General features: G+C 54.6%; 19 protein-coding genes. 7 read left to right on the top strand and 12 right to left on the bottom strand.

Annotated elements, in window-relative coordinates:
* Nucleotides 1-29: 29 nt before the first annotated feature.
* Nucleotides 30-1,283, bottom strand: coding sequence for a lipoprotein N-acyltransferase Lnb domain-containing protein (locus tag M0L20_RS18530; RefSeq protein WP_248478498.1), 1,254 nt, complete (start codon nucleotides 1,281-1,283; stop codon nucleotides 30-32).
* On the bottom strand, nucleotides 1,276-2,013 hold the full coding sequence (gene rsmI, locus M0L20_RS18525; RefSeq protein ID WP_248478497.1) for a 16S rRNA (cytidine(1402)-2'-O)-methyltransferase: 738 nt from the start codon (nucleotides 2,011-2,013) through the stop codon (nucleotides 1,276-1,278). The genes M0L20_RS18530 and rsmI overlap by 8 nt, the downstream gene beginning before the upstream one ends.
* Before the next feature lie 90 nt (nucleotides 2,014-2,103).
* Between rsmI and M0L20_RS18520 the strand changes: the two genes are divergently transcribed.
* The 7 genes from M0L20_RS18520 to M0L20_RS18490 all read left to right on the top strand — a co-directional run bounded on the left by M0L20_RS18520 (nucleotide 2,104) and on the right by M0L20_RS18490 (nucleotide 14,238).
* Entirely contained in the window at nucleotides 2,104-3,171 is a 1,068-nt protein-coding gene (locus M0L20_RS18520) for a cellulase family glycosylhydrolase (protein ID WP_248478496.1), read from the top strand.
* Between the two features lie 144 nt (nucleotides 3,172-3,315).
* Complete coding sequence (locus M0L20_RS18515; protein WP_248478495.1) at nucleotides 3,316-6,054, top strand: glycoside hydrolase family 78 protein; 2,739 nt, start codon at nucleotides 3,316-3,318, stop codon at nucleotides 6,052-6,054.
* A gap of 282 nt (nucleotides 6,055-6,336) precedes the next feature.
* Nucleotides 6,337-6,930 (top strand): RNA polymerase sigma factor, encoded by a 594-nt coding sequence (locus tag M0L20_RS18510; protein ID WP_232562677.1) that lies wholly within the window; start codon nucleotides 6,337-6,339, stop codon nucleotides 6,928-6,930.
* An 81-nt stretch (nucleotides 6,931-7,011) separates the two neighbouring features.
* Nucleotides 7,012-8,067 carry a FecR family protein gene (locus M0L20_RS18505; protein ID WP_248478494.1) on the top strand — a complete coding sequence of 352 codons (1,056 nt, stop codon included), beginning with the start codon at nucleotides 7,012-7,014 and terminating at the stop codon, nucleotides 8,065-8,067.
* A gap of 57 nt (nucleotides 8,068-8,124) precedes the next feature.
* Nucleotides 8,125-11,562 (top strand): SusC/RagA family TonB-linked outer membrane protein, encoded by a 3,438-nt coding sequence (locus M0L20_RS18500; RefSeq protein WP_248478493.1) that lies wholly within the window; start codon nucleotides 8,125-8,127, stop codon nucleotides 11,560-11,562.
* Nucleotides 11,563-11,580: 18 nt separating this feature from the next.
* Nucleotides 11,581-13,104 carry a RagB/SusD family nutrient uptake outer membrane protein gene (locus tag M0L20_RS18495; protein WP_248478492.1) on the top strand — a complete coding sequence of 508 codons (1,524 nt, stop codon included), beginning with the start codon at nucleotides 11,581-11,583 and terminating at the stop codon, nucleotides 13,102-13,104.
* Nucleotides 13,105-13,173: 69 nt separating this feature from the next.
* Nucleotides 13,174-14,238 (top strand): glycoside hydrolase family 43 protein, encoded by a 1,065-nt coding sequence (locus M0L20_RS18490; protein ID WP_248478490.1) that lies wholly within the window; start codon nucleotides 13,174-13,176, stop codon nucleotides 14,236-14,238.
* 65 nt (nucleotides 14,239-14,303) lie between these two features.
* Here the strand turns inward: M0L20_RS18490 and M0L20_RS18485 are convergent, their stop codons facing one another.
* The 10 genes from M0L20_RS18485 to M0L20_RS18440 form a co-directional block, all read right to left on the bottom strand.
* Complete coding sequence (locus M0L20_RS18485; RefSeq protein WP_248478488.1) at nucleotides 14,304-15,734, bottom strand: glycosyltransferase family protein; 1,431 nt, start codon at nucleotides 15,732-15,734, stop codon at nucleotides 14,304-14,306.
* Nucleotides 15,731-16,294, bottom strand: a complete 564-nt coding sequence (locus tag M0L20_RS18480; RefSeq protein ID WP_248478487.1) for a hypothetical protein — start codon at nucleotides 16,292-16,294, stop codon at nucleotides 15,731-15,733. The genes M0L20_RS18485 and M0L20_RS18480 overlap by 4 nt, the downstream gene beginning before the upstream one ends.
* Nucleotides 16,288-16,533, bottom strand: a complete 246-nt coding sequence (locus M0L20_RS18475) for a 4a-hydroxytetrahydrobiopterin dehydratase (protein ID WP_232562670.1) — start codon at nucleotides 16,531-16,533, stop codon at nucleotides 16,288-16,290. Before M0L20_RS18475 ends, M0L20_RS18480 begins: the two co-directional genes overlap by 7 nt.
* Nucleotides 16,534-16,693: 160 nt before the next feature.
* Nucleotides 16,694-18,322, bottom strand: a complete 1,629-nt coding sequence (locus M0L20_RS18470; protein WP_248478486.1) for a hypothetical protein — start codon at nucleotides 18,320-18,322, stop codon at nucleotides 16,694-16,696.
* Nucleotides 18,319-20,574 carry a hypothetical protein gene (locus M0L20_RS18465; protein ID WP_248478485.1) on the bottom strand — a complete coding sequence of 752 codons (2,256 nt, stop codon included), beginning with the start codon at nucleotides 20,572-20,574 and terminating at the stop codon, nucleotides 18,319-18,321. Before M0L20_RS18465 ends, M0L20_RS18470 begins: the two co-directional genes overlap by 4 nt.
* The gene (locus M0L20_RS18460; protein ID WP_248478484.1) at nucleotides 20,571-21,761 is read right to left on the bottom strand and encodes a BatA domain-containing protein; all 1,191 of its coding nucleotides are present in this window, start codon (nucleotides 21,759-21,761) and stop codon (nucleotides 20,571-20,573) included. Before M0L20_RS18460 ends, M0L20_RS18465 begins: the two co-directional genes overlap by 4 nt.
* Before the next feature lie 97 nt (nucleotides 21,762-21,858).
* The gene (locus M0L20_RS18455) at nucleotides 21,859-22,725 is read right to left on the bottom strand and encodes a DUF58 domain-containing protein (RefSeq protein ID WP_248478483.1); all 867 of its coding nucleotides are present in this window, start codon (nucleotides 22,723-22,725) and stop codon (nucleotides 21,859-21,861) included.
* Nucleotides 22,726-22,872: 147 nt separating this feature from the next.
* A complete protein-coding gene (locus tag M0L20_RS18450; protein WP_248478482.1) occupies nucleotides 22,873-23,856 on the bottom strand; it encodes an AAA family ATPase in 984 nt (327 codons plus the stop codon).
* A 196-nt stretch (nucleotides 23,857-24,052) separates the two neighbouring features.
* Nucleotides 24,053-24,670: a DUF4159 domain-containing protein gene (locus M0L20_RS18445; RefSeq protein ID WP_232562664.1), complete on the bottom strand. Its 618-nt coding sequence runs from the start codon at nucleotides 24,668-24,670 to the stop codon at nucleotides 24,053-24,055.
* A gap of 37 nt (nucleotides 24,671-24,707) precedes the next feature.
* On the bottom strand, nucleotides 24,708-25,379 hold the full coding sequence (locus M0L20_RS18440) for a Uma2 family endonuclease (RefSeq protein ID WP_248478480.1): 672 nt from the start codon (nucleotides 25,377-25,379) through the stop codon (nucleotides 24,708-24,710).
* Nucleotides 25,380-25,486: the final 107 nt, after the last annotated feature.

Genomic DNA, 25,486 nt, shown 5'->3' with positions numbered 1-25,486 from the left:
TCGTTCCCTTCTCTTAGTCTCGTTTCTGTTCAGGCCACACGCGCGGGCGTCTCGTAGCCCCGCCGAACCCGCTGTATGTTGACGATACAGCGAATAAGCAGCGTTAACGGGAAAATCACATCGAACCCACCCGGTATGTTAGACAGGAAGATGCCCAGTACGATTAGAATAGACGTAACGGTGAAATATGTTGTCCGACGTCGGGCGGTGGCTTTTGCGCTTGTCGCCCAGTAGATCAGCGGCAGGTGAAAAGGCATCAGATAAAGCAACGTCGGGTTCCAGGCCGTTACGCCGTCATCGCGAATCAGCCACAGGGTAAGCAGAAACCAGCCGAGAAAGCCTACTGTCCCGAACAGCAGCCGGTCAAGCCAGCGATCAACTTTCCCGGCCGTCCTATACCGCCGGATCGTAAACAAAGCGATAACAACGCCGAAAATAGTAAAGACTACATCGGGGTCCAGGAGAAAAGGGAGCTGCTGCCGGAACAGCTTCTGCGCGGCAAAAATCGTTTGCTCACCCTGTACCAACGGCACCGTCTGACCGTTCGCCCGAACCAGCGTTGCGTGCGCAAACTGGTCGTACACCTGATTGGGTAGGTACATGGCGTGCCAGCCATCGGTCTGCTCATCGGCGGGATGCCCAATGGCGAGGTTCATGCCTAATTGATACCAGGGCTTTTCGTTCAGGTAATCGTTCATCAGGTCGCGGTACGATTTACCCGTCATGCGCGACCGCGATGGGATTGTCAGGCTATCCCCGCAGGCTTCGGCAATCATATCGCGGGGCCGGGTGGCGCAGTTGTCGTAATAAAACTGGTACTGGTATTGCCGATTTTCGGGTAGGTAATTTTTTTCCAGCGCGGCCAGCAACCGTTGCTGCTGCGTGGTCGACAGATTAAGCTGCTGTTCGCGAATGCTCCGGTTGGTCTGCTGGTAATAGAACATCACCTGGTACAGATTATGAACATCCAGCAGGTACGGCAAGGTACCCCGCAGAAACTTGATGATGAATGAGTCCGTCCGATAGTCGAAGCCACCGTAGCTGTAATTCCGGTCAAGACCAAGCGCCGGGTCAACGATTCGGATCTCGGTATGCCCGAAGGCCGATGAAATGTCGTCATCCCCCGGTCCGTAGGTAACCAGGCTCACGCGCGAAGCGGGCGACAACGTAGGTACCTGCGCGACCGAAGCCTGATGGGTCAGCAACAAAAGACTACCCAGCAAGCCGCAAAGCCACGCTGCAAGCGGTACGCTACCCCTACTTTTCTCGACTGGCTTATTCATCTTCGTCGTCATTGTCGATTTCTCTTCCTTCCCGCTGATCCGAACGCCGGCCCGATTTTTTAGGCTCTCTTCCCTGTACGCAGATAACAATCTCACCTTTTATGGTTTTTTGGGCAAAATACGCAATTAGTTCGGACAAAGGCCCACGCTGATTTTCTTCGAATACCTTCGTCAGCTCACGCGATACGCTGGCCGGACGGTCCGCGCCAAACACGTCCGCAAACTGCTGTAAGGTTTTCAACAAGCGGTGGGGCGACTCGTAAAACACCATCGTCCGCTCTTCCTCCGCCAGCTCAGTCAACCGCGTTTGCCGTCCTTTTTTGTGGGGCAAAAACCCTTCGAACGTAAAGCGGTCGTTGGGCAGACCCGAATTGACCAGCGCCGGAACGAAAGCCGTTGGCCCCGGCAGGCATTCGACCGGAATGTTATTTTTGATGCACTCCCGTACCAGCAAAAATCCAGGGTCCGAGATACCCGGCGTTCCGGCATCAGACACCAGCGCCAGGGTTTTTCCTTCCTTCAACTGATTCACCAGTCGCTGTACGGTCTGGTGTTCGTTGAAAATATGGTAGCTGTGCAGGGGCTTGCTGATGTTCAGGTGACGCAGCAATACGCCCGATGTGCGGGTATCTTCGGCCAGAATGGCGTCGGCCTGTTGCAGGACTTTGATGGCCCGAAGCGTAATATCGTCGAGGTTACCGATGGGCGTCGGTACGAGGTACAGTTTCATGCTGCAAGTTAACCTCAATCACAAAAACTTCGTGCAGTCGAATAGATTAGCGAGAAATCGTCTTTGTAGATATAAACCTCTCCACTATTTATGCAACGTCCGTCATTGCGGTTTTCCCGGTTTCTTTTTCTGCTGCTGATCGGCCACATGAGCTGGTTTTCAGCTATTGCTCAACGCTGGACAGCCCAACAGGCCAACGATTGGTACAAGACGCAGCCATTCCTGGTTGGCGCTAATTTTATTCCAAGCACCGCTATCAATCAATTGGAAATGTGGCAGGCTGAATCGTTCGATCCGGCTACCATCGATCGTGAACTGGGCTACGCCGAAAGCATTGGCATGAACGTTATGCGGGTATTTCTACACAATCTGGTTTGGGAGCAGGACGCCGAAGGCTATAAAAAACGCATCGATCAATTTTTGCAGATTGCCGATAAGCACCACATCAAAATCATGTTTGTGCTGTTCGACTCCTGCTGGAACGACGAGCCTAAACTCGGCAAACAGCCCGATCCGGTTGTCGGCAAGCACAATTCGGGTTGGGTGCGTGGTCCCGGTACCAAACGGCTGTTCGATTCACGGACGTGGGAAGGATTAGAACAGTATACCAAGGGCGTCCTTTCGGCTTTCGCCAATGACAAGCGGGTTGTCGCCTGGGATTTGTTCAATGAACCAACCAACAGCGGCTACAACGATGCCGTGTTACCCTTGTTGACCAAAACGTTTGTCTGGGCGCAGGCCGTTCGTCCGTCGCAGCCCATTACGGTCGGTAGCTGGCACGACCATCCCCTATCAAACGACCTTATGTACGCCCAGTCGGACATCATCAGCTTTCACAACTACGCCGAAGCGCCCAAGCTGGAAGCGCAAATTCTTGACTTGCAGAAGCAAGGCCGCCCGCTTATCTGCACCGAATACATGGCCCGTACGCGCAACAGCACCTTTGAAACCTGCCTGCCCGTCTTCAAAAAGTATAAAGTTGGGGCCATCAACTGGGGCCTGGTCAAAGGCAAAACAAACACGATCTACGCCTGGGATGCTCCCATGCCTAGTGGTGAAGAACCAAAAGTCTGGTTTCACGACGTGTTCCGCCCCGACGGTTCCGTTTTCAACCCGAAGGAAACGGCAGTCATCAAGCAGCTAACCACCGGTAAATAAGTGTATGACCATACAGATGCGGCTTGACCATGACACCACAGAACAGTGGCGATTTGGAATTGCTTTTATTTTGATCTGTTCTTTACGTACCTACTCGTTTCAGGCGTGAATGCTTGTTTTAAGAGCCTTTCTAAACCCATTTTCATGAAACCCTCCTTATTTCTGCTGACGAGTCTGCTGCTGACCCGGACGGCATTGGCCCAGCTCACGCCCGGCGAGCTGACCTGCGAACACCGTACCAACCCGCTGGGTATTGCCGAAACCAAGCCCCGACTGAGCTGGAAATTGTCCGGCAAGGGCCGTAACCTCCACCAGACCGCTTACCAGATTCAGGCAGCCACCACGCCAACGTTCGCGGGTAAAAGTCAGGTCTGGAATTCCCAGAAAGTAGCCTCCGATGAATCGGTGCTCCGCCCATATTCGGGGCCAGCGCTCACATCGGGCCAGCGGGTTTACTGGCGGGTCAAGGTTTGGGATGGCTCCGGTAAAGAAGGGTCGTGGAGCAGTCCGGCGTACTGGGAAATGGGCCTGCTGCAACCCGCTGACTGGCAAAAGGCGAAGTGGGTTGAACTGCCGGTCAGTGTCAATCCTAAAGCAGCGGGTCCGGTAGCGATGTTGCGGAAACCCTTTTCGATCAACAAAAAAGTGGCGTCGGCACGGGCGTACGCTACGGCGCATGGTTTATACGAATTGCACCTGAACGGCCAGCGCGTCGGCGAAGACCTGCTCACACCGGGCTGGACGGTTTACCCGAAACGGCTTCAGTACCAAGTGTACGACATAACCGACCAACTGAAATCGGGGGCGAATGTCATCGGCGCGATGCTGGGCGAAGGCTGGTACAAAGGCGCTCTCGGCTATGAAGACAATTCGGCGTTTTACGGGAACAACACCGCGTTATTGGCCCAACTGGTGATCCAATACACCGATGGAACAACCGACGTGATTGGTACGGACGGTAGCTGGCAAGCCAGCACGGATGGCCCCATTCGCAAGTCGGAACTGTACAACGGCGAGATTTACGACGCCCGGATGGAGCGGGCCGGTTGGGATACGCCCAACTTTACGGGTACCAACTGGTCGGCGGTTCAGGTAGCCAACTATCCGACCCATACGCTTGTTTCAACCGTCAGTCAGCCGGTACGTCGGCAAGAGACGATCAAGCCGATCCGTATTTTCAAAACGCCATCGGGAACACTCGTCGCCGATTTCGGTCAGAACATGACGGGTTGGGTTCGACTAAACGTAAGCGGCCCGGCGGGTACGACCATCAAGATTCGTCATGCCGAAGTACTGGACAAACAAGGCGAATTTTACACGACCAACCTGCGCAGAGCGAAACAGGAACTGCATTACACGCTGAAAGGCAATGGTACAGAAGTCTACGAGCCTCGGTTTACGTTTATGGGCTTTCGGTACGTCGCCGTTGACGGTTTCCCCGGCGATCTTAAACCGGACAATCTGGCGGGTGTTGTGATTCATACCGACATGCCGCAGACGGGTCAGTTCGACTGTTCAAATCCGCTCGTCAACCAGTTGCAGCACAACATCCAGTGGGGGCAAAAAGGAAACTTCGTAGACGTACCGACCGACTGTCCGCAACGCGATGAACGGCTCGGCTGGACCGGCGACGCGCAGGCCTTCTGCCGGACCGCTGGCTTTAACCGCGATGTGGCGGCTCTCTTCACGCGCTGGCTGGCCGACGTTGCCGCCGACCAACGGGCGGACGGAGCCGTACCGTTCGTCGTTCCCGATATTCTGAATCCCCTTGGCAAAGATGCAGCGACGTCGGCGGGCTGGGGCGATGTAGCCACGATTGCCCCCTGGACCATCTATCAGCTTTATGGTGACCAGCGCATTCTCGAAACGCAGTACCCAAGTATGAAAGCGTACGTCGAGTACATTCACAAGAAAGCCGGAGATAGCTACATCTGGAAAGGCGGCAGCGTTTTCGGCGACTGGCTGTTCTACAAGCCGCACATGTACAGCCACGCCGAACCTGATGGCTACACCAACAACGACATGATCGCAACGGCGTTCTACGCGTACTCGACTGACCTTTTGCGACAAGCCGCTACCGTACTGGGCAAAACGGACGACGCGCGCCAGTACGCGGACTTGTTCAGCAAAATCAAGACGACGTTCCAGCGCGAATACATCACCCCGACCGGACGAATTGCTTCGGATTCCCAAACGGCGTACGTGCTGGCCCTGATGTTCAATCTACTCCCCGACGAACTTCGTCCGCTGGCGGCCCAGCACCTGGTCGATGACATTAAGAGCCGCAAAAATCACCTGTCGACGGGTTTCCTGGGAACGCCTTACCTGTGTCAGGTGCTCTCCGACAACGGCTTTACGGATGTAGGATATGATCTGCTGCTGCAAGAATCTTTCCCGTCGTGGTTGTACCCCGTCAAGATGGGGGCAACAACGATCTGGGAGCGCTGGGATGGTATTCGTCCCGACAGTACTTTCCAGGATGCGGGCATGAACTCGTTCAACCACTATGCGTACGGGGCCATTGGCGATTGGATGTACCGGGTCGTGAGCGGCATCGAAATTGGTAAGCCGGGCTACAAACATGTGCTGATTCAGCCTCAGCCGACCGACCGGTTGACGTACGCCAAATCGTCGCTGAAGAGTTCGTACGGTGATATCAAATCGGGCTGGGAGCGTAAAAACGGGCAGATGATCGTCCGGGTGAGTGTTCCGGCCAACACGACGGCCACCATCCGACTCCCCAAAGCGGACGCGTCGCGTGTGACCGAAGGCGGCAAAGCTCTCGCGCAGGGGGCCGATTTCCGCAACATCAAAGCGGGTCAGAACGATCTTACCCTGGAAGTCGGCTCCGGCGATTATGAGTTCTCGTATCCGACTAACTGATCCGCGCCACGGTGGCCGGTTGACCATCCATTCCGGTTTGCAAGCCGAGAGCTAACGCTTTCGGCTTGTTTGTTTTTTTAGTGATGTCGGTTTCTTAAAACCGACACAGACTGTTGGCAAGGCATGTCGGTTTTGAGAAACCGACACCACAGTATGCGGACGGCCCCGCCAACACCACCCACCCGCCGACACCACAGCTACGCCAAACATCCTTTTTTGTGGAACAATTATGACTATTCCCGTTAATTCTTTACATTTAGTATGTGCTAAACACTTATTCAGTTGGATGCCTCCTTAAGTTACTCTTACTCAACGGATACCGTACTCTGGGATGATTTTTTAAACGGCAATAAAGCGGCCTATGCCTATCTCTACGGTAAGTACGCCAAAACACTCTATAACTATGGATACAAGATCGCTCAGAATCGGGAAATGACCGAGGACTGTCTGCAAGATCTGTTTCTGACCATCCTCGAAACACGCGAGCGGTTAGGCCGCACCGATTCCATTAAATTTTACCTGATGCGGGCGCTTCGACGGGATATCGTCCGCAAGCTTACCCGCGAACAACGATTCGATCACGAACTGGACACGCTCGATTTTAAGATCGAGTTCTACTACGAACCCACCTGGCTGGACGCCCAGATTTCTCAGGAACAATCGACGCTCTTACTGCATGAGCTGAATAGCCTGCCCGCCCGCCAGAAGGAAGCCCTTTTTTTGAAGTATTTCGACAATTTGAGCTACGAGGAGATAGCGGGCGTCATGGGCATCGAGCAAAGCTCCGTTTACAAGATTGTCTATAAAGCCATTGCCTCGCTCCAAAAGCGGATGGCCCTGCACACTATTCTCGCCGTCCTGGCACTGATCCGATAAATTTTGTAAAATAATCGCGACTGCGAGGGATAATAAAGCCGATGAACGCCTTTGTTTTTTGTCATCTGCTACCCTCATCGCATGAATGCCTCAGATCTACCGGATTATAGTCATTACTCCATCAACGAGTTTGTTCTGGACGAATCATTTCGTCGGTGGGTGCTACAGCCCGACGAAGAGACGATGTCGTTCTGGCATTCGTTTATGCTCAGGCATCCCGAACAGCAGCCCGTCATTGAGGAAGCCAGTGCCATTTTACTGCACCTTCGCATTCGGCAGGACGATTTGACGGACAGCCGCCAGGAACGCATCTGGCAGGTGTTGGATACGGCCTACGAGCAGCAGATGCAGCCATCCGGCGAAGTCAAACCACGCTGGCAACGTTGGGTCAATCCATTCCGGCGTTGGCAATTGGCGGCCTCGCTAACGGGTTTGCTGGTACTGGCGGGCGGTGGCTGGGCCTACTGGCACTACGGGCAACGGCAGGAGGTGCATACGAATTACGGCCAGTTGCTGACCGTTACGCTTCCCGACGGGTCGCAGGTGCGGCTGAACGGGAACTCAACGCTTTCCTACCCAACCGACTGGACAAACGCCCGCGACCGCGAGGTATGGCTCGAAGGCGAAGCTTTTTTTACCGTCACCAAACAGCGCACGTCGTCGGGGCGGCTCAAATTCATTACCCACACGCCCAACCTGGACATATCGGTGCTAGGAACCCGGTTTAATGTCAACACCCGCCGGGGACAAACGCAGGTCGTACTGTCGGAAGGAAAAATTCAGTTGTCACAACCGAACGGTCCGGCAACTCGTGTGATGCTGATGAAACCCGGCGAACTAGCCACGGCCCAGTCGGAAGCCACACCGGTCGCGATCAAACCGGCCAAACCGCAACTGTATACGGCCTGGACTAAGCAGGAGTTTGCCTTCGAAAACACCCCGCTGCGCGCCATTGCCCAACAGCTGAATGATGGTTGGGGCCTGACGCTTGTTTTCGATGATGACGCGCTGGCCGAACGACGGTTTACGGGCAATTTATCCAGTCAGGATGTAGAGACGCTGTTAACAACGCTGGCAGCTACGTTCGACTTACAGGTTGTCCGGGATAAGGACCGGATCTACCTGCACCGACAGTAATTCAGGCGCTACACGCACAAGTAAATAATCAATTGCAATCAATTAACTCTTCGTGGTATGAAAAGAATGGTTTTACCCCTTTCGCTCTGGATGGCAGGAACGGTGGTACTCAGTCTACCGTCTGTAGCTGCGGCCCAGTTGCTGACCCGGGCTCAAAGCAGGACAGAACACACGTTTCCCGAAAATAAGCCGAGTCGGGCTCGCTCCTTAAAGAAAGTGTTGAGCGAGTTGGAAAAGCGGTACAAAGTCAGCTTTGCGTATGATGAGTCGCTGCTGGCCAACCGCCTGACCGAAACCGAACCGGATGGCAGCACGCTGGAACAGTCGCTGAATCAGCTGCTTAACGAACAGGGATTACGTTACCGGAAAATCAAGGATAATCTGTACGTTATCCAGCCTATTCCCAAAAAGGAACCCGTTTCGGTAAACGCTCCCGTCGCACCCGACGAAGCCCGTCCGGTCGAGCTGCGGGAAGTCACCGCTGTCCGGCGCATCACCGGTCAGATTACCGACGAAACCAATGCGGGTTTACCGGGGGCCAACGTCCTGGAAAAAGGCACCACCAACGGTACCACCACCGACGCGAACGGCAACTTCACCCTGAACGTCAGTGATGCGGCAACAACGCTCACCGTGTCGAGCGTCGGCTACGTGAACCAGGACGTAGCCATAAACAACCAGTCGACGATCAATGTAAAGCTGGTCCCCGACAACCGCACCCTCGAAGAAGTCGTGGTTATTGGGTACCAGACCGTTCGTAAGCGGGACGTTACGGGAGCCAACGACGTGATCAGCGTAGCGCAGTCGAACCGGGTAACGGCTAACTCCGTCGCCGAATCCATCCAGGGTCTTTCGCCCGGCGTCACGGTTCGGAATACGGGGGTGCCGGGGCAGCAGGCGTCGATCCAGATTCGCGGGGTTGCCAGCTTCCTGAACACCGATCCGCTGTACATCATCGACGGGATGATTGCCGACGCGAACCCGACCATCAACAACGACGACATCGAGTCCATTCAAGTGTTGAAAGATGCGTCCGCAGCGGCTATCTACGGATCAAGAGCTGCCAACGGCGTGATTATCATCACGACGAAACAAGGGAAAGAAGGTCCGGTGCGCGTGTCGTTCGCGGCCAAATACGGCGTGCAACAGACTTACAAACGCTGGGATCTTACCGACGCGTCGGGTTTTGCGGCTCTGCAACGGCAGCAATACCAGAACTCCAGCCAGACGCCCCCGTCCAGTGTAGCCGAAGCAACGTTTAACCCGGCCATCAATACCAACTGGCAGGACGAAGTTCTCCGTACGGGTAGTTTACAAGACTACAACCTGACCTTGTCGGGCGGCTCGAAGACCGGTTCGTATCTGATTTCGGGCAGCTACTTTAATAACGTGGGCTATGTGATCGGTAGCAACTTCGACCGGGCCAGCCTGCGGATCAATACCCGGAGCACCATCGGTCGCTTTACGTTTGGCGAGAATGCCGTGCTGACCAACTCCAACATTCGAAATTTCCCGGCGGGCAACCCGATCTACGATATGGCCAGCATGCTGCCCGTTATCCCGGTGCAGGACCCTAGTTTTATCAACGCCAGCAACCCGGAAGGCTACGGGATCGGTACCAATCCCGGTGCAGTAACCTACGCCTACAATCCGGTGGCCGCGCGTAATCTGGTATCGAACAAAAGTAACTTCGCCAAGCTGGTCGGAAACGCTTACCTCGATGTCAAGCTGACCGACTGGTTGAACTACCGCGCCAACGCGGGTCTGGAAGTAAGTTTCGATTACACGCAGAACCTGCGCCGGATCGGTATTTATCAGTACAGCGCGGCTGTGGTGCCCAGTTCCGTCGGCGAAGACCGTTCCCGCTACCTGAGTCTGCTGTTCGAGCATACGCTGAACTTTAACAAAACGGTTGGCGTCCACAACATCAACGGCGTAGTCGGGATCAGCCAGCAAACGGCCACGCGTGACGTCACGTCGGGTTCCCGCACCAATCTGGGGTACGCGGGTGGTCAGTATTTCACGACCATCAACGCGGCTACGGGCATTTCGAACTCCGCCGGTGGCACGCCCGACAACTACCGAATTTTGGGGTACATCGGACGGGTGAACTATACCTACAACGACAAATACCTGCTGACGCTGACGGGTCGGGTTGACCAGGATTCGCGCTTTGGGGAGAACTACCGCACGGGTTTCTTCCCGTCGGTGGCTGGTGCCTGGCGCATCAGTCAGGAAAAGTTTTTCCACGTCGACTGGATCTCGGATCTGAAGCTGAATGCCTCGTACGGCAAATTGGGTATTGTCGTTCCAACCCTTGGTTCGTTTCCGTACACTGCCTTTATCAACAACAACCCCAGAGCCATTTTCGGGATCGATCAGAACGCCAGCGTGGGTGCTTACCAGGCGCAGTTGGCGAACCCGGATCTGCGTTGGGAACAGCGGATTTCGCAGAACTACGGGGTAACCGCCAGCTTCCTCAACAACCGGCTTTCGGCGGAAATCAACTACTATAATTCTTTGTCGTCGGATGCGATTCTGAACCTGGCCGTACCGGGCTATCTGGGTAATCTGCGCGGCAATCCGTACGTCAATACGGCGTCGATCCGCAACCGGGGTGTTGAGTTTTCGGCTACGTATCGCAACAATGAACACGCTGTGAAGTGGGATGTATCGGCTAACTTCACCACGATCAAAAACCGGGTCGAAAACGTTGGCAATCAGGGGCAGAACGTAAACTACATTCAGAGTGGCAACACCCGCTCGCAGGTAGGCTTGCCCGTGGGCCAGTGGTACGTCCTGAAAACAGCCGGTATTTTCCAGAGTCAGGAAGAAGTCAACAATTACCGGGGACCGAATGGCAACCTCATCCAGCCCGATGCCCGTCCTGGTGATATTCGCTATGTAGATACCAACGGCGACGGTCAGATTACGCAAAACGATGACCGCCAGTTTGTTAGTACGCCCTGGCCCAGGTTACAGACGGGGGCGCAGTTCAACGGCAGCTACAAGCAGTTTAGTCTGAACGTGCAGTTGGTGGGTGTGTTTGGCTACACCGTGTACAACGATGTTCGCCGGACGCTGGACAGCTACCAGAACACCAATTTCCGCCGGGACGTCAACCCGTGGTCGCCGACCAACACGAACACCAACGACCCCCGCATTGCGTTGCAGGCAACACCCAACGCGAATGTGTACAATCCGCAGGGAATCATTTCAAACAACTTTGGGTACACGGACCGCTGGCTGGAAGACGCTTCGTACGTGCGGGTGCGGAACGTGGAGATCGGCTATACGCTTCCCAAAGCGCTGCTGAGCAAAATCGCGGTCCGGAACGGGCGGGTGTTTGTAAGCGGTCAGAACCTGTTCACCATCACGAAGTACACGGGACTTGATCCCGACGTAACCGGGTCGAACATTCAGGAACGCGGTGTCGATAATGGCCACTGGCCCTCGCCCCGCGTCATTTCGGTCGGTTTGACGGGTGATTTTTAACGACAACTCATTCTACTTATGAAAAACATACTGAGCGCTTTGAGTCTGGTTACCGTTCTGGGACTGACGAGCTGCGACCGAAGCTTAACCATTGTAAACCCCAACCAGGTAACGACCGAGTCGTTCTGGAAAACGTCCGACGATGCCCTGGCGGGAGTCAATTCTGTCTACAGCACCATGCACCGGGGTGGCATTTCGCGGTGGATGCCGTTTTATTACATTATCCGTTCCGACGAGGGCCGCAGCCAAAGTCCAGCGACCGACATCGTCAACAACATGGATCAGTTCCTGATCACGGATTACAACTACGGCAATGCCTACGGCGTCTGGAACGATAACTACATCGGCATCAACCGGGCTAATCAGGTGATCAACTACCTGCCTGCCATTCAGATGGACGAAACGCTGAAGCAACGCTACATCGGCGAAGCAAAGTTCTTGCGGGCCATGTACTACTTTCACCTGGTTACGTTGTGGGGCAATGTGCCGCTTGTTTTGCAGGTATCGGTAGTGGGCGACCGACCTAGTTCGGCAACCAGTGCGCAGGTTTGGGCGCAGATCGAAAAAGATCTGACCGAAGCGGCTCCTGTCCTGCCAACAACCTACGCTTCGGCGGAGCTGGGCCGGGCAACCCGAGGGGCGGCTTATGCCCTGCTGGCGCGTTCGTACATGCAGCAGCGCAAATACACCGAGTCGCTTACGCCCCTACAATGGCTGGCGGATGGCGAAGGCAAGGGTATCTACGCCTTGACGACGAACTACCGCGACAACTTTTTGATCTCGACGGAAAACAACCGGGAGTCTATCTTTGAATGGCAGTTTCAGATCAACCCGGCGGAAACGACGGATGACGATACGGAAACCCCCAATCAGAACTACGGCACGTCGCTGGCCCAGTTCTTCGGCCCTCCAAGCATTGGCTGGTCCGACGGCGAAGCGAACCGCTGGCCAACCCGCGAGTTCTACGAACCAACGACTACGGGTGCCCGCGACCCGCGCCTGGAAGCTTCGTTTCTGTTTGATTCAACCAACGTGAAAGGACCAGATTCCACGCTGATCTACGGCCAGACGTTTACCCAACGGTACGGTCGGGACAACAAGCGGGTGTGGTTCCGGAAGTTTCAGAACGACCATTGGAAAAATGAGGAAGGCTACCGCTCGCCCAACAACTGGCGTTATATCCGCTATGCCGACGTGCTGCTGATGTACGCCGAAGCCTTGAACGCCACGGGCAAAACCACCCAGGCGTATGCGTATGTCGATCAGGTACGACGCCGGGCTGGATTGCCAACGCTCACGGCGGCAAGACCGGGGTTAACGCAGGATCAGTTTCTGGCTCAGCTCAAGCACGAACGTGTTACGGAATTATCGGGTGAAGGCCACCGCTGGAATGACCTGGCCCGCTGGGGTGATCTGGGGCCGCAGTTGGCTAGCCGTGACCCGGCTTTTTCGACGTTCGTAAAAGGAAAAAGCGAATTGCTTCCCATTCCGCAGCTGGATCGTGACCTGAACCCAAACCTGATCCAGAACCCGAATTACTAAGCCATCGACCAACACGGTAACGCGTTTCTCTACGGAGAATTCGTTGCCGTGTTTTTTTGTTAACAAAGCATGAAAAACTGGTTTCTTTATGTACTCGTAGTACTGTCGCTGACCGAATTTGGCGGCTGCAAATCTGGCGATAAGCCTAACCCCACCCCTAACCCACCGGTAGCAGCGGTCGATACCGTCGGCAGATTTCAGAACCCCCAGTTAACGGCGGCCCCCGATCCGTGGGTAACCAGCAAAGACGGGTTTTATTACGTGATGCACACCACCGGCAACAGCCTCCGCATCTACAAAACCCGCTCGATGAGCCGACTGAATCAGGCCCGGCCCGTTACTGTCTGGACACCACCGGCTACGGGTCCTAACTCGCGGGACATCTGGGCTCCCGAGCTGTTCAATATCAACAACAAGTGGTATATCTATTATGCCGCCGACAACAACGGTGTCGATGCGACCCACCGGATGTTTGTGCTCGAAAACGAATCGGCGGACCCCACGCAAGGCACCTGGGTTGACAGAGGTCAGCTAAACCTGGCTGACAACAAATGGGCCATTGACGGAACCGTACTGCAACTGGACAACCAGCTTTATTTCGCGTGGTCGGGCTGGGAGAATGACTTGGGTGGTCAGCAGAACCTGTACCTCTGCAAGCTAACCAATCCGTACACCGCCGAAGGGCCACGGATTCGCGTATCGACACCTGATTATACCTGGGAAAAACAAGGGTTCGGTGTCAACGAAGGCCCGGAGTTTCTGGTGCACAACAACACGGTTTATCTGATTTACTCGGCTAGTTTCTGCGGTACCGATTTCTACGCTTTAGGCCAGCTCTCCGCCCCTACCAACGCCAACCTGTTGACACCTTCCTCCTGGACGAAATCAGCAACGCCGGTCTTTGGTCCATATTCGGGTAATGGCGCTTACAGCGTAGGCCACAACGGCTTTTTCACGTCAGCCGATGGCACCCAGAACTGGCTTGTCTACCACGCCAACGCGGCCCCCGGCCAGGGTTGCGGGGACCAGCGTTCGTTACGCATGCAGCCCTTCGGCTGGAAAGCCGACGGTGCACCGGATTTTGGCTCGCCTACGCCCCTGACGGACTGGATAAAGCGACCAAGTGGCGAATAGATCGGCACCGTTGTTGATCAATGTATTCGTTCGGGGTGGTGTCGGCGGGGCCGCCCCGAACACTACTAAACGATTCCTGGCGGAGCCGGTGTTTCGTCAGACAACGGAATTGCCCGGTCTTCCCACCGATACAACCACACGGACAACCGGTTTACTAACGTCGTGTCCGCGAGGTAGACGTACATCAAGAACAGCAGTTTGAAAAAACCCCGCCGAAAGGTATAGGCAATATTGGCACCGTCTACGTGCTGAATAATCAAACCAAACAGTCCGTAGATACCGATAAGCCAGACCAGAGTTATCCAGCCGCGTTTGTCCCGAAAGAGTACGAGATTCAGCAGGGCAAGCCCGACGAAAATATAAACCGTATAATTCCAGTAGTCCGCATCGAAGACCACGGTTTTATTCATGGCCGAAAAGACCGCCAGCAGTTTGCCGACATACCCGTCCGTCACGCCATGAATGACGCCCAAATGAGCCTGGGGTGGCAGCGGCACATACCCCCGCAGAAATCCGTAATTCCAGAACAGCACCGGCAGTAAACCCGCCAGCGAATAACCAGCCGCAAGAACAACTGCCCTTACGGGATGTCTTCTAACCAATCGAACGAACAGGAGTAACGATCCAATCGCGGCAAAGAATATAGTTTCCGTACGGGTCCAGCAGGCCAGTGCCATCAGCAAGGCGCTCCCCGCCAGTACGCCCCGCCCGCCCGATGCCAGATAGCGCTGAAGCAGCATAACCCCCACCACAAAGAACGCGGCATTCGCCCAATCAGTCTGCACCAGAAACGTGTACGAAAACAGTTCGGGTGTACAGGCCAGCACCGTTATCAGCATACCAGCCAGCAGCGGATGAATGCGCTCGCGTAGTTCCGCGTACAGCCATAATCCGAAACCAACGACCAGTACCGTGAGCCAGATTTTCCCGAACACAAAGGGTCCTTCGTTCTGAGCCGCCAGCAGGTAGATCACCTGCTGCATGGCCGTAAAAGGCGCATAGAACGGTTGGTTGCTAAAGACCGACACCGACGGCAGATGCTCGGTAAACACCGACGACGCCAGCGTTTGCTCCCGTACGGCAGCCGTTGCCACCAGATCAGGACCGACAATCGTATCGAAAGGGGTATTCGGAAACCACGCACATTTCCAGGCGCTGATGAACAGCAGATAAGCCCAGAACCCCAGAAACGGTAGCTCATACAGTCGGATAGCAGTTCGTTGACCCGAAAATACCGCTCGCAGATACTTGCCCTGCCCCCGCAGCAGGAGGGCCGAAAGTCCGGTGAGTACACCCAGCCCCACGAATACCGGAGTAGCCGTAATCGGTAGCTGCGCGAACTCAACGATAAACGGCACCAGCGAACTTACGCCCAGGCCAACCAGCATAGAAAGTCCTGAAAGGCTCATCCCATTACGGACCGCTTTCAGCCGCGTGACCATGCCAAAGCCGAGCATCCACTGCATACAAACTACCAACACTACGGGCCAAATCATCGCTTTGAATAATATCGTTTAGCCTGAGCGGGTGTGTACGCAAAAAAATGGGGATCATACTTGCCGAACGTATCTAGCACTGCCGCCCGATTCCGGTCCGTAAGCCGGAGCAGTTCCAACCGACCGTTCGTTACCCAAAGGGTGTACGTAGCCCGTTGGCGCATAGCGTCCAGAGTGGTCATTTCGAGCAGGTGAATTGATTGACCGAGGTGGTAATAAAGTACGCTGGGGTACAGCCAGACAAACCCGTCAGCGGCTCCCTGTTTGTAGGCGTTTCGAATGAGATACCGTTGCGGAGGAATCAATAGGTAATCGTTGGGCTTGCCCTGTTGTTTGATCAGCGTAGTGTACGTGTACGCCGTGCCGTAGCCTTTCCGCATTCGGCTTTCCTTGCCCATCTGCTCGCCCAACGTTTGCCGTTGTTCGTAAAAATGCCGGACAGTGGTCGTTAGCCAATCATAATTTCGGGGTAACGCCAGCATCGCTCCGAGTACGAGACAGCTCACCAGCAGGTACACCAGTTGTACCAGCGCCAGACGAGGAGACCTTTGTTTTACCACACTTCGCCAACAATCAATTTATCGATAGCAGCCGCCATCTTCTGATCCTTTTCCGTCACGGTATTGCCCGCATCATGCGTAGAAAGCCGGATCGTTACCTTGTTGTACACGTTCGACCACCACGGATGGTGATCCATTTTTTCGGCGATAAGCGCCACGCGGGTCATGAAAGCAAACGCTTCCGAAAAATCGGTGAACATAAACTCACGCGTCAGTTGATTGTCTTTTTCCTCCCACATACGATTTGCGTTTTGGCCTATAACCTCCGAATGGTCCCGCAAGTTTAACGATAACGCAGACAGAATGATGTCGGCGGGGGCGCCCACGTGGTGTCGGTTTCTCAAAACCGACACCACGGACGGCCCCACCGATACTACGTAGGCAGTAAAGCGGCCTAAATCAACCTAGCTTTGGTTCGACCCACAGGCTCGTCAGGCAGACGACAAAAAGCAGTAGCCACGCCCAGCCCGGCAGCCGGGTTTCAGTTACCCGATCCGCCACTACGCGATTCGTCTGATCGTTGGCGTGCACCAGTGCATAGGCGTTGACCATCCGGCTTTTGGCCAGCGTGGGTAAGCCTGATCCTTCCGCGTAGGTCGCCAGCGAATCGCCTATCGGCAACCACCCCGCCTGACTTACTCGAAAATGTCCATCCGCCGACAAGGGATTAATGGCTGAATACGTCAAGGCAACCGTATCACTGCCGAGCCGAACCGCACTTGGGCGTGTCGGCAGATTGTTGACCCGAATCGCTTCCCGGAACCGGGCAAAAACGGGCGCGTCCAGATCGACACTATTGCTGGTTGCCGGTTGAAGCCGGGCCAGAACGGCATTCCAGACCCGGTTATACGCCATGCTATCGCCACTCAGTTTGAGCGGAAAGGTTTCGCCCAGGAGACTGACGCCAATCGTACCAGTCGTCCGCTGAACCCCAACCGGGTACCCTGGAACAATCGTCTGAGCGGCATTCGTCACGAAGGTATAGGGCAAGGCGTTGAGGCCACTACCAACCGGAACCAACGGCTCGTTGGATACTTTCTTTGCTTGCCAGCGGCTTCCCAACGCCTGATTGATCAGTCGAAAATCAGCCTCAGGACTGGTCAGGTTGATAAACAGCACCGATTTGCCGTCGGCTACGGCTCTCTTAACCACAGCGCTACCCGCATTGCTCGGGTCCGTAACGATCACGTCGGGTTTGGCGGATGTCCGGTTGATCGTCAGCTTGTTGGTAATATCTTTCGACAGTGTAGACGTAACCTGTACCGAATGACCATTTTTCCCTAACCAGTCGGCCAGCGCTCTGCTTTCGAAATCGGGCGTTCCGAGCACAAACTGAAAGGCCAGCGGCTTTAGTGGACGGGCAAAAAAACGAATCGTATCCAGCGGAGTATTGTCCAGAACCAGCTCGGTTTCGGTTCGACCCAGCGTAAACACCGGAAATTGAAGCGTAAACGACGCGGCTCCTTTTGGTACGTCCAGACTGTCGAGCGTGCGCCCCCCGTACATCAGCTTGATGCGTTGCTTTTTGGACGACTGAATGCTGCCCGTTACCTGCTGCATCTCGCCTTTCTGAACAATTCCTTTCCAGCCGATGGTTTGTACCTGATCGGGAGCGGTATACGGAATCCAGCGAATTACCTGCCGACTCAACCGGCTAAGCAATTCGGGCGAAAAATCCTGCCCAACCAACGTGACGGAATCATATCGCTCGGACTTAAACGTCTGCCGGGTAAGCACCTCCCGGATATGCAGGCTATCGCCGATTTTTTGCCGAAAGTCGTCGGGAACGTCCTCACCGGCCAGCAGCGCGTGTCGGGTACTGGCCGTAACGGTCCAGGTTGGTTGCAAGACATAGCCGAGTACCACCAGCCACAGCAGTCCGTTCAACACCAGCCGAACCGTTTTCCGTTGTCCAGTAATCGTCTCGTTGCGGAGGGTAAGCCAGAGCTGTACCGCGAGCAGCAGCGCAACAAGCCCCATAGTAAGCCAGCTGATGGGCTGTGATCGGTCGAATTGGAAAGAAATCATTGTAAGTGGCGCCAGAATGACCGTTCGAGTTTACGTTCGCTGGTGTAGGAACGATTGGTTTGCTGCGACGTTCCGGCCAGTTCATACAGTTTGGTTTTCAGCTGTTTTTTCTCGGCATCGGCAAGCGGTTTACCACCCGCCAGTTTCTGTAGTCCCGTTAGCACCGACCAGTTCGTCAGGCCGCTGTTGACAACCCGGTCGGCCAGGGTATTGCCCAATTGCTGTACGGACTGCCGTTGGGTAGCATTGAGTTGATCCAGTGACAAAAAGCCGAGCACCTGTCCTACCAGCAATTCCAGCCGGGGCTGATCGTACATCCGCTGTTGGCTTGTATTGGCGTTCACGTTTTTCAGTTCGCCGGTTAGCCGCGTTTCCTGTTCTTTGATCGGGGGCGGGTCGAAGCCGGTTTTTTTGACGAACGAGCGCGCTTTCTGCTGCGACAGCTTCAGGTATTCAAGCGCTTTTTTCTCGTACGGCAAGGCTTTTTCGGGCTCGTACATCCGCAGATGCAATTCTGATTCCCACATCTGTTCCAGCGCCATTTTCAACAGGCTCCGGGTCGATTGCTCGTGGAAGGTGTTTGTTTCGGCATCGTCGTGATTGTGCACGTACTGTTCCATCAAGGCGGCCACGGGATCTTTGCCCTCGTCGGACGATCCGCCACCGCCCCCGTGGTTGTGCCCGTCGTCGGCGGAATGCACCGGACGTTGCGGAGCCGCCGTTTGTTCGCCTTCTCCCTCATCGTGCTTGTGCATGTACGCCTGAATAGCCGCCATGCCCGCCACGACTACCCCTTCGCTGTTAGTCGGTATGGGCGGAGCACCGTCTCCCCCGATGGATTTTTCGAATTCTTCGCCCAGAAACTGACCATAGCGTAGGCGCAGTGCTTTCTGATCGAAGCCGATTTCGTTCGACGCGCTTTTGAACGCATGATTCGGATTCGCTTTGTCGGCCATCGTTTTGCGTTTGGCGATCAGCTTTTCGGTATCGATAATGATCTGTCGCTGACTCCGAAAATACTCCGGCATGATGTTCACGGCCATCGTAGCCAGTTCGCTTTCTTCCAGCTTGGTCGTGTCTTTGTAAACGAGAAAATACGTGTCTGACTTCGTAAAATTCGGTTCGGGTTGCCGATTGTCGAACGCGGCCCAGTAGTAGTACAGCTCATCGCCGGGCGCAAAGTTGAGCGCTTTCAGATCAATCTGTTTTGTCAGCTTGGCTTCCTTGAAATTACTCCGGTCCAACGGCATTTTCACCTCCCGAAACTTCACATTCTCGCCCGATCCGCGCGCTACAGTAGCCACAATAAACGCCTGTATCACCTTGAAATCGTCGGACATCGTAGCGGACAGAGCGATGTTTTTTGGATCTTTCAAATAATGGTAGCGGTACAATTCTTTGGATTCGGGAACGATCTTAGGCGCTAAATCGGGTTGCGCTTCGAGCCGGTAGAAATCCGACTGGTAAACCAACGAATCCTTACCCAGCCCGGACCAGTACGCTTTGATGGCGTACAATCCCGAATTGATGAGCCGATCCTGGTACACAAACCCATCGTCGGACGGTTTGAAGCGAACCTCGACCCCCCGGTTGCTCACCAGCCGAACCGACACGTTACGGCTATCGCTGAACGCAATGCGCCAAGTAAGCATCGAGCCGTTGATGGAAGACGCGTTCAGATCCGACGATACCCGCTCCGGCAGTTGGGTGTAAGCGGGGGGCTGAATCCGTAGCTGCGCCGACTCGAACGAAGGTGCAACGGGCTTTTCTTCGGTCACTAATGCTGCCCGACGGCTTTCTCCCGGCTTTGGACTCATGGCCGCAGACCGTTGAAGAAGCGGATAAGCGACGTAAACAGCCAGTGCAGCCAGCAGGATAAGCGCGTAGACTTTTAGCTGCGCGAACAGAACGGTCGGAATTTTCGCGTCGCGGATACGCTCGTGCAGCCTTTCGAGCTGAAGCTGTTCGGCTACGTTCAGCTGCGTTTTCTCCAGGAGCGGCAAACTGTATTCCGCATCGCCGACGGTCTGGTGAATAAGCCGAACGGCCTGCGGTTTCTTGTCCTCGAACAGCTTACCCAGCACCATACCGGCTACCAGGCCAGCCAGCCCAGCCAGGCCCGCGATCAGCAGCGAGTGGGTGAAGGTAAACGTCAGGAGAAAGGCCGAAGCAGCGAGGACCAGACACCGCAGTAGCGCGTTGGCGTAAAGTTGATTGCTGACCGACGATATGATTTGCTTGGGATCCGTCATGCGTTTTTTGTTAAGGCGATCCAGCGTTCTGCGATAAGCAAAACGACGAACAGCAGTACGAGTACGTTATGAACTAATGTTTGCGGCTTCCGGTCCGACCGGCTCGCTACGACGAACAGCGATTTTAATTCCTGCTGACTCAGTGGCTCCGAGCTAACCCGCAGGCCGTAGTGTTCAATCAAGCGTTCGCCCAACCACTCGGGCAGCTGACCACTGGCGACCCGTTCATCCGTTTGCGGGGTAAAAGCGTACGCATGAAACCGTACGTTCGGTGCCGCCGAAGCCGCCGATTTGCCCGACACGATGTATAACGTTTGCGGAGTCGGATTCTGGTTTATTCGATCCGTCAGGACCCAGTCGTAGGGTGTGGCTCTCGTCGGCGTATGGTCAATCGACAGGTCAAGATCGTAGACCTCAGCCAGCGCATTCAAGGCCGCTTCGACCGTACGCTGTTCACGTTGATTGCTGTACTGGACCAACACCCGCAACGGACCCGTATGGGCCGGTGCCGATTGAAACTTCAACGTCGGGTCCAGCACCGCACTGGTCGTCAAGCGTCCGGCCTGATTGACAAACAGCTTTTGTCCGCCTTTTGTCGCCAGGTACGCCCGTGGTTTTTGGCTCGAATCGGTTATCGTATGCAGTCGAAACCGGGCGGGAACATACACCGCCGGAACGGTTGCCAGTCCGTCGGTATTCAGCAGGTACAGATGCACCTCGGCCTCGTCGTGACGCCGTTTGTCGATAGCCGCCTGAAGCAGCAACGGCGAAAAATTCGGCTTCGCGGGCAGCTCGGTAAGCCCATCGACCGGCTCCGTATTTTCATCCATCCAGTACAGCTTTTCGCCCCGTTTGCGGGCCTCTTCCAGTTCAAAACGGTAGTTCGACGAAAGCAGCGCATTGGGCTGAATCAAATGAATGGGCTGATTGTCGGCCTTGCTTTTCAGGTTGTTCAGCACGAGCTGACTGAGCAGGGCGACCAGCACAAGTAGCAACAAACACCGAAGAATCAGCAGAACGATGTTTTCGAGTTTCAATCCGCGCTGTTGCTGCTGATTTTTTTCGACAAGCCACTGCGTAGCCGCCCACGCCAATGGTTTTCCTTTTTTCTGGTGCCAGAAATGGATGATGATCGGACTAAGTACCGCCAGCGCACCCCACAACAAAAACGGTTCTAAAAAAGCCATTTATACTAGAAAGACACTGGATACCGATCAACCATCAGATCCAACAGGTAAATACAGGGCCGATGGCCCTTCGCTGTGCAGGTCGCGTTTCGCACGATCACAATTGTTTTCCGGTCAGGAATCCGCTCAGGACCCGGCCAATCGGATCGCTCAGCCGAACGCGAATTAGCCGGACGTGCGGGATTCGTAGCGCATCGTCCAACTTCGCCAGATACGCCGTAGCCGTCTGCCGAACGGTTTCCCGAGCCGCATCGGCCTGTAGTTCGATCTCGCGGCCCGTTTCCAGATCCTGAAAGCGGTAGAAACCCGTCAGGTTAAAGTCCAGCTCCTGATCGCCAAGAATCTGAAAAATAACGATTTCCCGACGCGGCCCGGCCACGTTCTGAATCAGGTGCAACCACTCGTCGCCCACCTGCAAAAAGTCGGACGCAATAATCAGCAGTTCGCTTTGCTTGCGGCTGAACTCCGGAAACGAGGGTTGCTTGACCACCCACGCTCCGGATGCCTGCGCCGTTTCCAGTGTACCCACAATCTTCAGAAACGATTGCTTGCCCGGTGGAACCAGCGCCTGAACGTCGCCATTTTGCAACCCGTACAAGCTTAGTTGATCGTTTTGCCGATAGCCCAGGTACGCCAGTGACGCCAGAAGAATCTTCGCGTAATGTAACCGGCTAATTCCCAACTCGTCGTAATTCATCGACCCCGACAGATCCAGCAAAAGCCGAACCTGCTGGTTACTCTCTGTTGCCGATTCCCGAACCAGGTAATTGCCACTCCGCGCAAACAGTTTCCAGTCGATACGTTTGGGATCGTCGCCCGGTTCGTAGTGCCGATACTGTTCAAACTCGGTTCCTATGCCCGACCGGCGGCTGGTCTGAATACCCAGCATCAGCTCATCGCTGACAAGCTTGCTGGCCAGTTGCAGGTTGTTTAAACGGATCAGATCAGAAGTCAGTGTAGCCATTGTTGATGAATACCGAAGCAGCAAGAACGCAGGGATTTCCAGGAAATCCTGTTTCTATAGCTTTTGATGGGAATGAGATTGAACCGCAGCCGGGGTACATCAGATACGCACGCGTTAAACCGATGCCCTACCCTACGAGCGTTCGTTTTACTTTACCCCTTTGAGTAGTTCGCTGATGACCTTATCGGTGGTGATCCCCTCCGAATCGGCGCGAAAGTTCAAGGCGATTCGATGGCGCAATACCGGATAAGCCAGCGTCTGAATATCGTCGGGAATAACGGAAAAACGCTCATTGAGCACTGCGCGGGCTTTGGCACACAAGACCAGCGCCTGTCCGGCACGCGGACCCGCCCCCCATTCGCACCACTGCTTCACGAACGCCGAGGGACTATCCTGCGGACGCGTAGCCCGTACCAGCCGGTTGATGTACGCAATCAGTCCATCGCTGATGTGCACCTGCCGGGTAAGGCTTTGTAGATTCAAAATATCCTCGTCGGAGAGGATCGTATTCAGCACGGGGCGTTTGGTACCCGTTGTGCTTTGCAATACGGTAAGCTCTTCCTGCTCCGACGGATAGCTTAGTTTGATGTACAGCAAAAAACGGTCGAGCTGGGCTTCGGGCAATGGATAGGTACCGGCCTGCTCGATGGGATTTTGTGTGGCAATGATCAGGAACGGACGTGGTAAGGCATAGTCGTTACCCCCATACGTGACCTTGTATTCCTGCATGGCTTCCAGCATGGCGGCCTGCGTTTTGGGGGGTGTCCGGTTGATCTCATCGGCCAGTACGACGTTGGCAAACAAAGGGCCTTTGTTGAACTGAAAGAATTTTTTACCGGTCTCGTGGTCTTCTTCCAGAATCTCGGTTCCGACGATATCGCCGGGCATCAGGTCGGGCGTAAACTGGATGCGTTTAAAGCGCATGGCCAGCGCATCGGCCATCGTCTTGACCATCAGCGTTTTGGCAAGTCCGGGTACGCCTTCCAGCAGGCAGTGACCACCCGCTAAAAGCGCAATCAGCACCTCGCTGATCACCTCCTGTTGTCCGATAATCACTTTGCCGATTTCGTTGCGTAGCTGCGGCAGCCTGGCCACCAGTGTTTTGTAATGGGTTAGGTCTGTTGATTCCAAGTTTTTATCAGGTTGTATAAAGAGGTAAACGGTACGTGATGTAGAATTGATCGTTGCCTATTCTACAGACTCATTTAAGCGTTTCATTTTCAAGCCGTATTAGCTGTTTTTGTCATCCCGACAACGAAGGGATCTTTATTTACTAGTGCCGGAGATCCCTCCGTTGTCGGGATGACAAAAATGCGATTACAACCAATCAGGCGGTTAAGGCATAGGTAATGATATTTACGCCAAACTTCGTGTTGTCCTCGGCCAGAAACCGTTTGTTTCGAAAATCATAATCCCACTCACAGCCGTAATCCTTGTTGCTGTACAATACCCCGATTCGACCGTTGACAGTGATGGCTTTCAGGTAATCGTGTACCAGATCGTCGCCCCAGCCGTTCAGCTCGAACGAAGTCGTGGGCGGACCCTCCTCAAACGTAAAAAAGCAGGTGTAGAGCGGGTGATTATTCGGAATTTTCTGCAACGCCTTCGGTCCGAACGTGCGGGCCATTTCCTGCTCAAACGACCGGGCAAACAAAGCGTCGATGTCGTGATTGCAATCGTCAACGAACACAAAGCCCCCGTTCTGCACGTATCGTTTGAAGTGATCGCGTTCCTGCGCCGAAAACTCAACCAGTTTATGCCCGCTCAGGTAACAGAACGGGCTTTTAAACAAGTCGGGGCTGCTCAACTGAACCACTTTTTCCTTCTGGTCAACCGGAATGGTTGTGTATTCGATCAGGGAATGCAACAGATTGGAGGGCATTCGCTGGTCGGTATCCCAGTCGCCGGAGGTGTATTGGAGTCGAGTGAAAATAAATGGTTTCAAAAGCGGTTGTTGCGAAGTGTTTTATAATCAGAAATCATCAGTCGGCCTTGGTCATGATTCGCTGCAAAGCTTCCATATTCGCTTGCCTGTCGAAAATAGCCCGTATCGGAATCCGAAAGCCTAGTACAGTCAAGGCTTCGAGTGTATCGTCGCTGTACACGGTTGCCACCGATGCAAAGGCCATTGTCGGTTCGTCCAACTGGTATTGCTCAACGGACTTCCGAACCGGGTCGATAATCCAGTATTCAAGAACACCGTGGGCTGCGTAGTCCTCAAACTTAATTCCCCGGTCGCGTCCGGTGGTGCTTCGGGAAAGAATCTCGACAACCAGATCCGGGGCAGGATGCTCCATCTGATCATCAGTAAACGAACGGGCTGTTTCGCGGTTCCAGAAGCAAATATCCGGTTCATAATCATTCCGCGTGAGGCCAACCAGCGCTTTTTCAGAATCAACAGCGCCCAGGTCATGCAGATGTACATACACCCGAAGCAATGTTGTCAAGTTCTGCGTTGCATCCAGATGACGGCGTTTGACGGGCGAGTGCATAACCACTTCGCCGTTGATGAATTCGGCCTTAACGTCATCCCGCAGCCACTCCCGAAACGCACGACGGCGCTGGGCTTCGTCGGCCAGAATAGCCTGCGCCCGCTCGATCACCAATTTGGCATCAGGCGCTTCCAGTAGGTCAGCAACGCGGTTTTCAAGCATGTTTCGATACGGTTAATAGCCTATGAAGTTACGATTATTTTTGCTCGTTTGGTATCGTCAGATTTGAGAAACAGTATTGTCCGAAATGTTGGATTTACCCTGATTCG

Source organism: Spirosoma liriopis, from assembly GCF_023196085.1.
In the GTDB taxonomy this organism is placed as follows: Bacteria; Bacteroidota; Bacteroidia; order Cytophagales; family Spirosomataceae; genus Spirosoma; species Spirosoma oryzicola.
The sequence above is the reverse complement of the archived record's forward strand: the minus strand, read 5'-3'. Positions and strand labels throughout refer to the sequence as shown.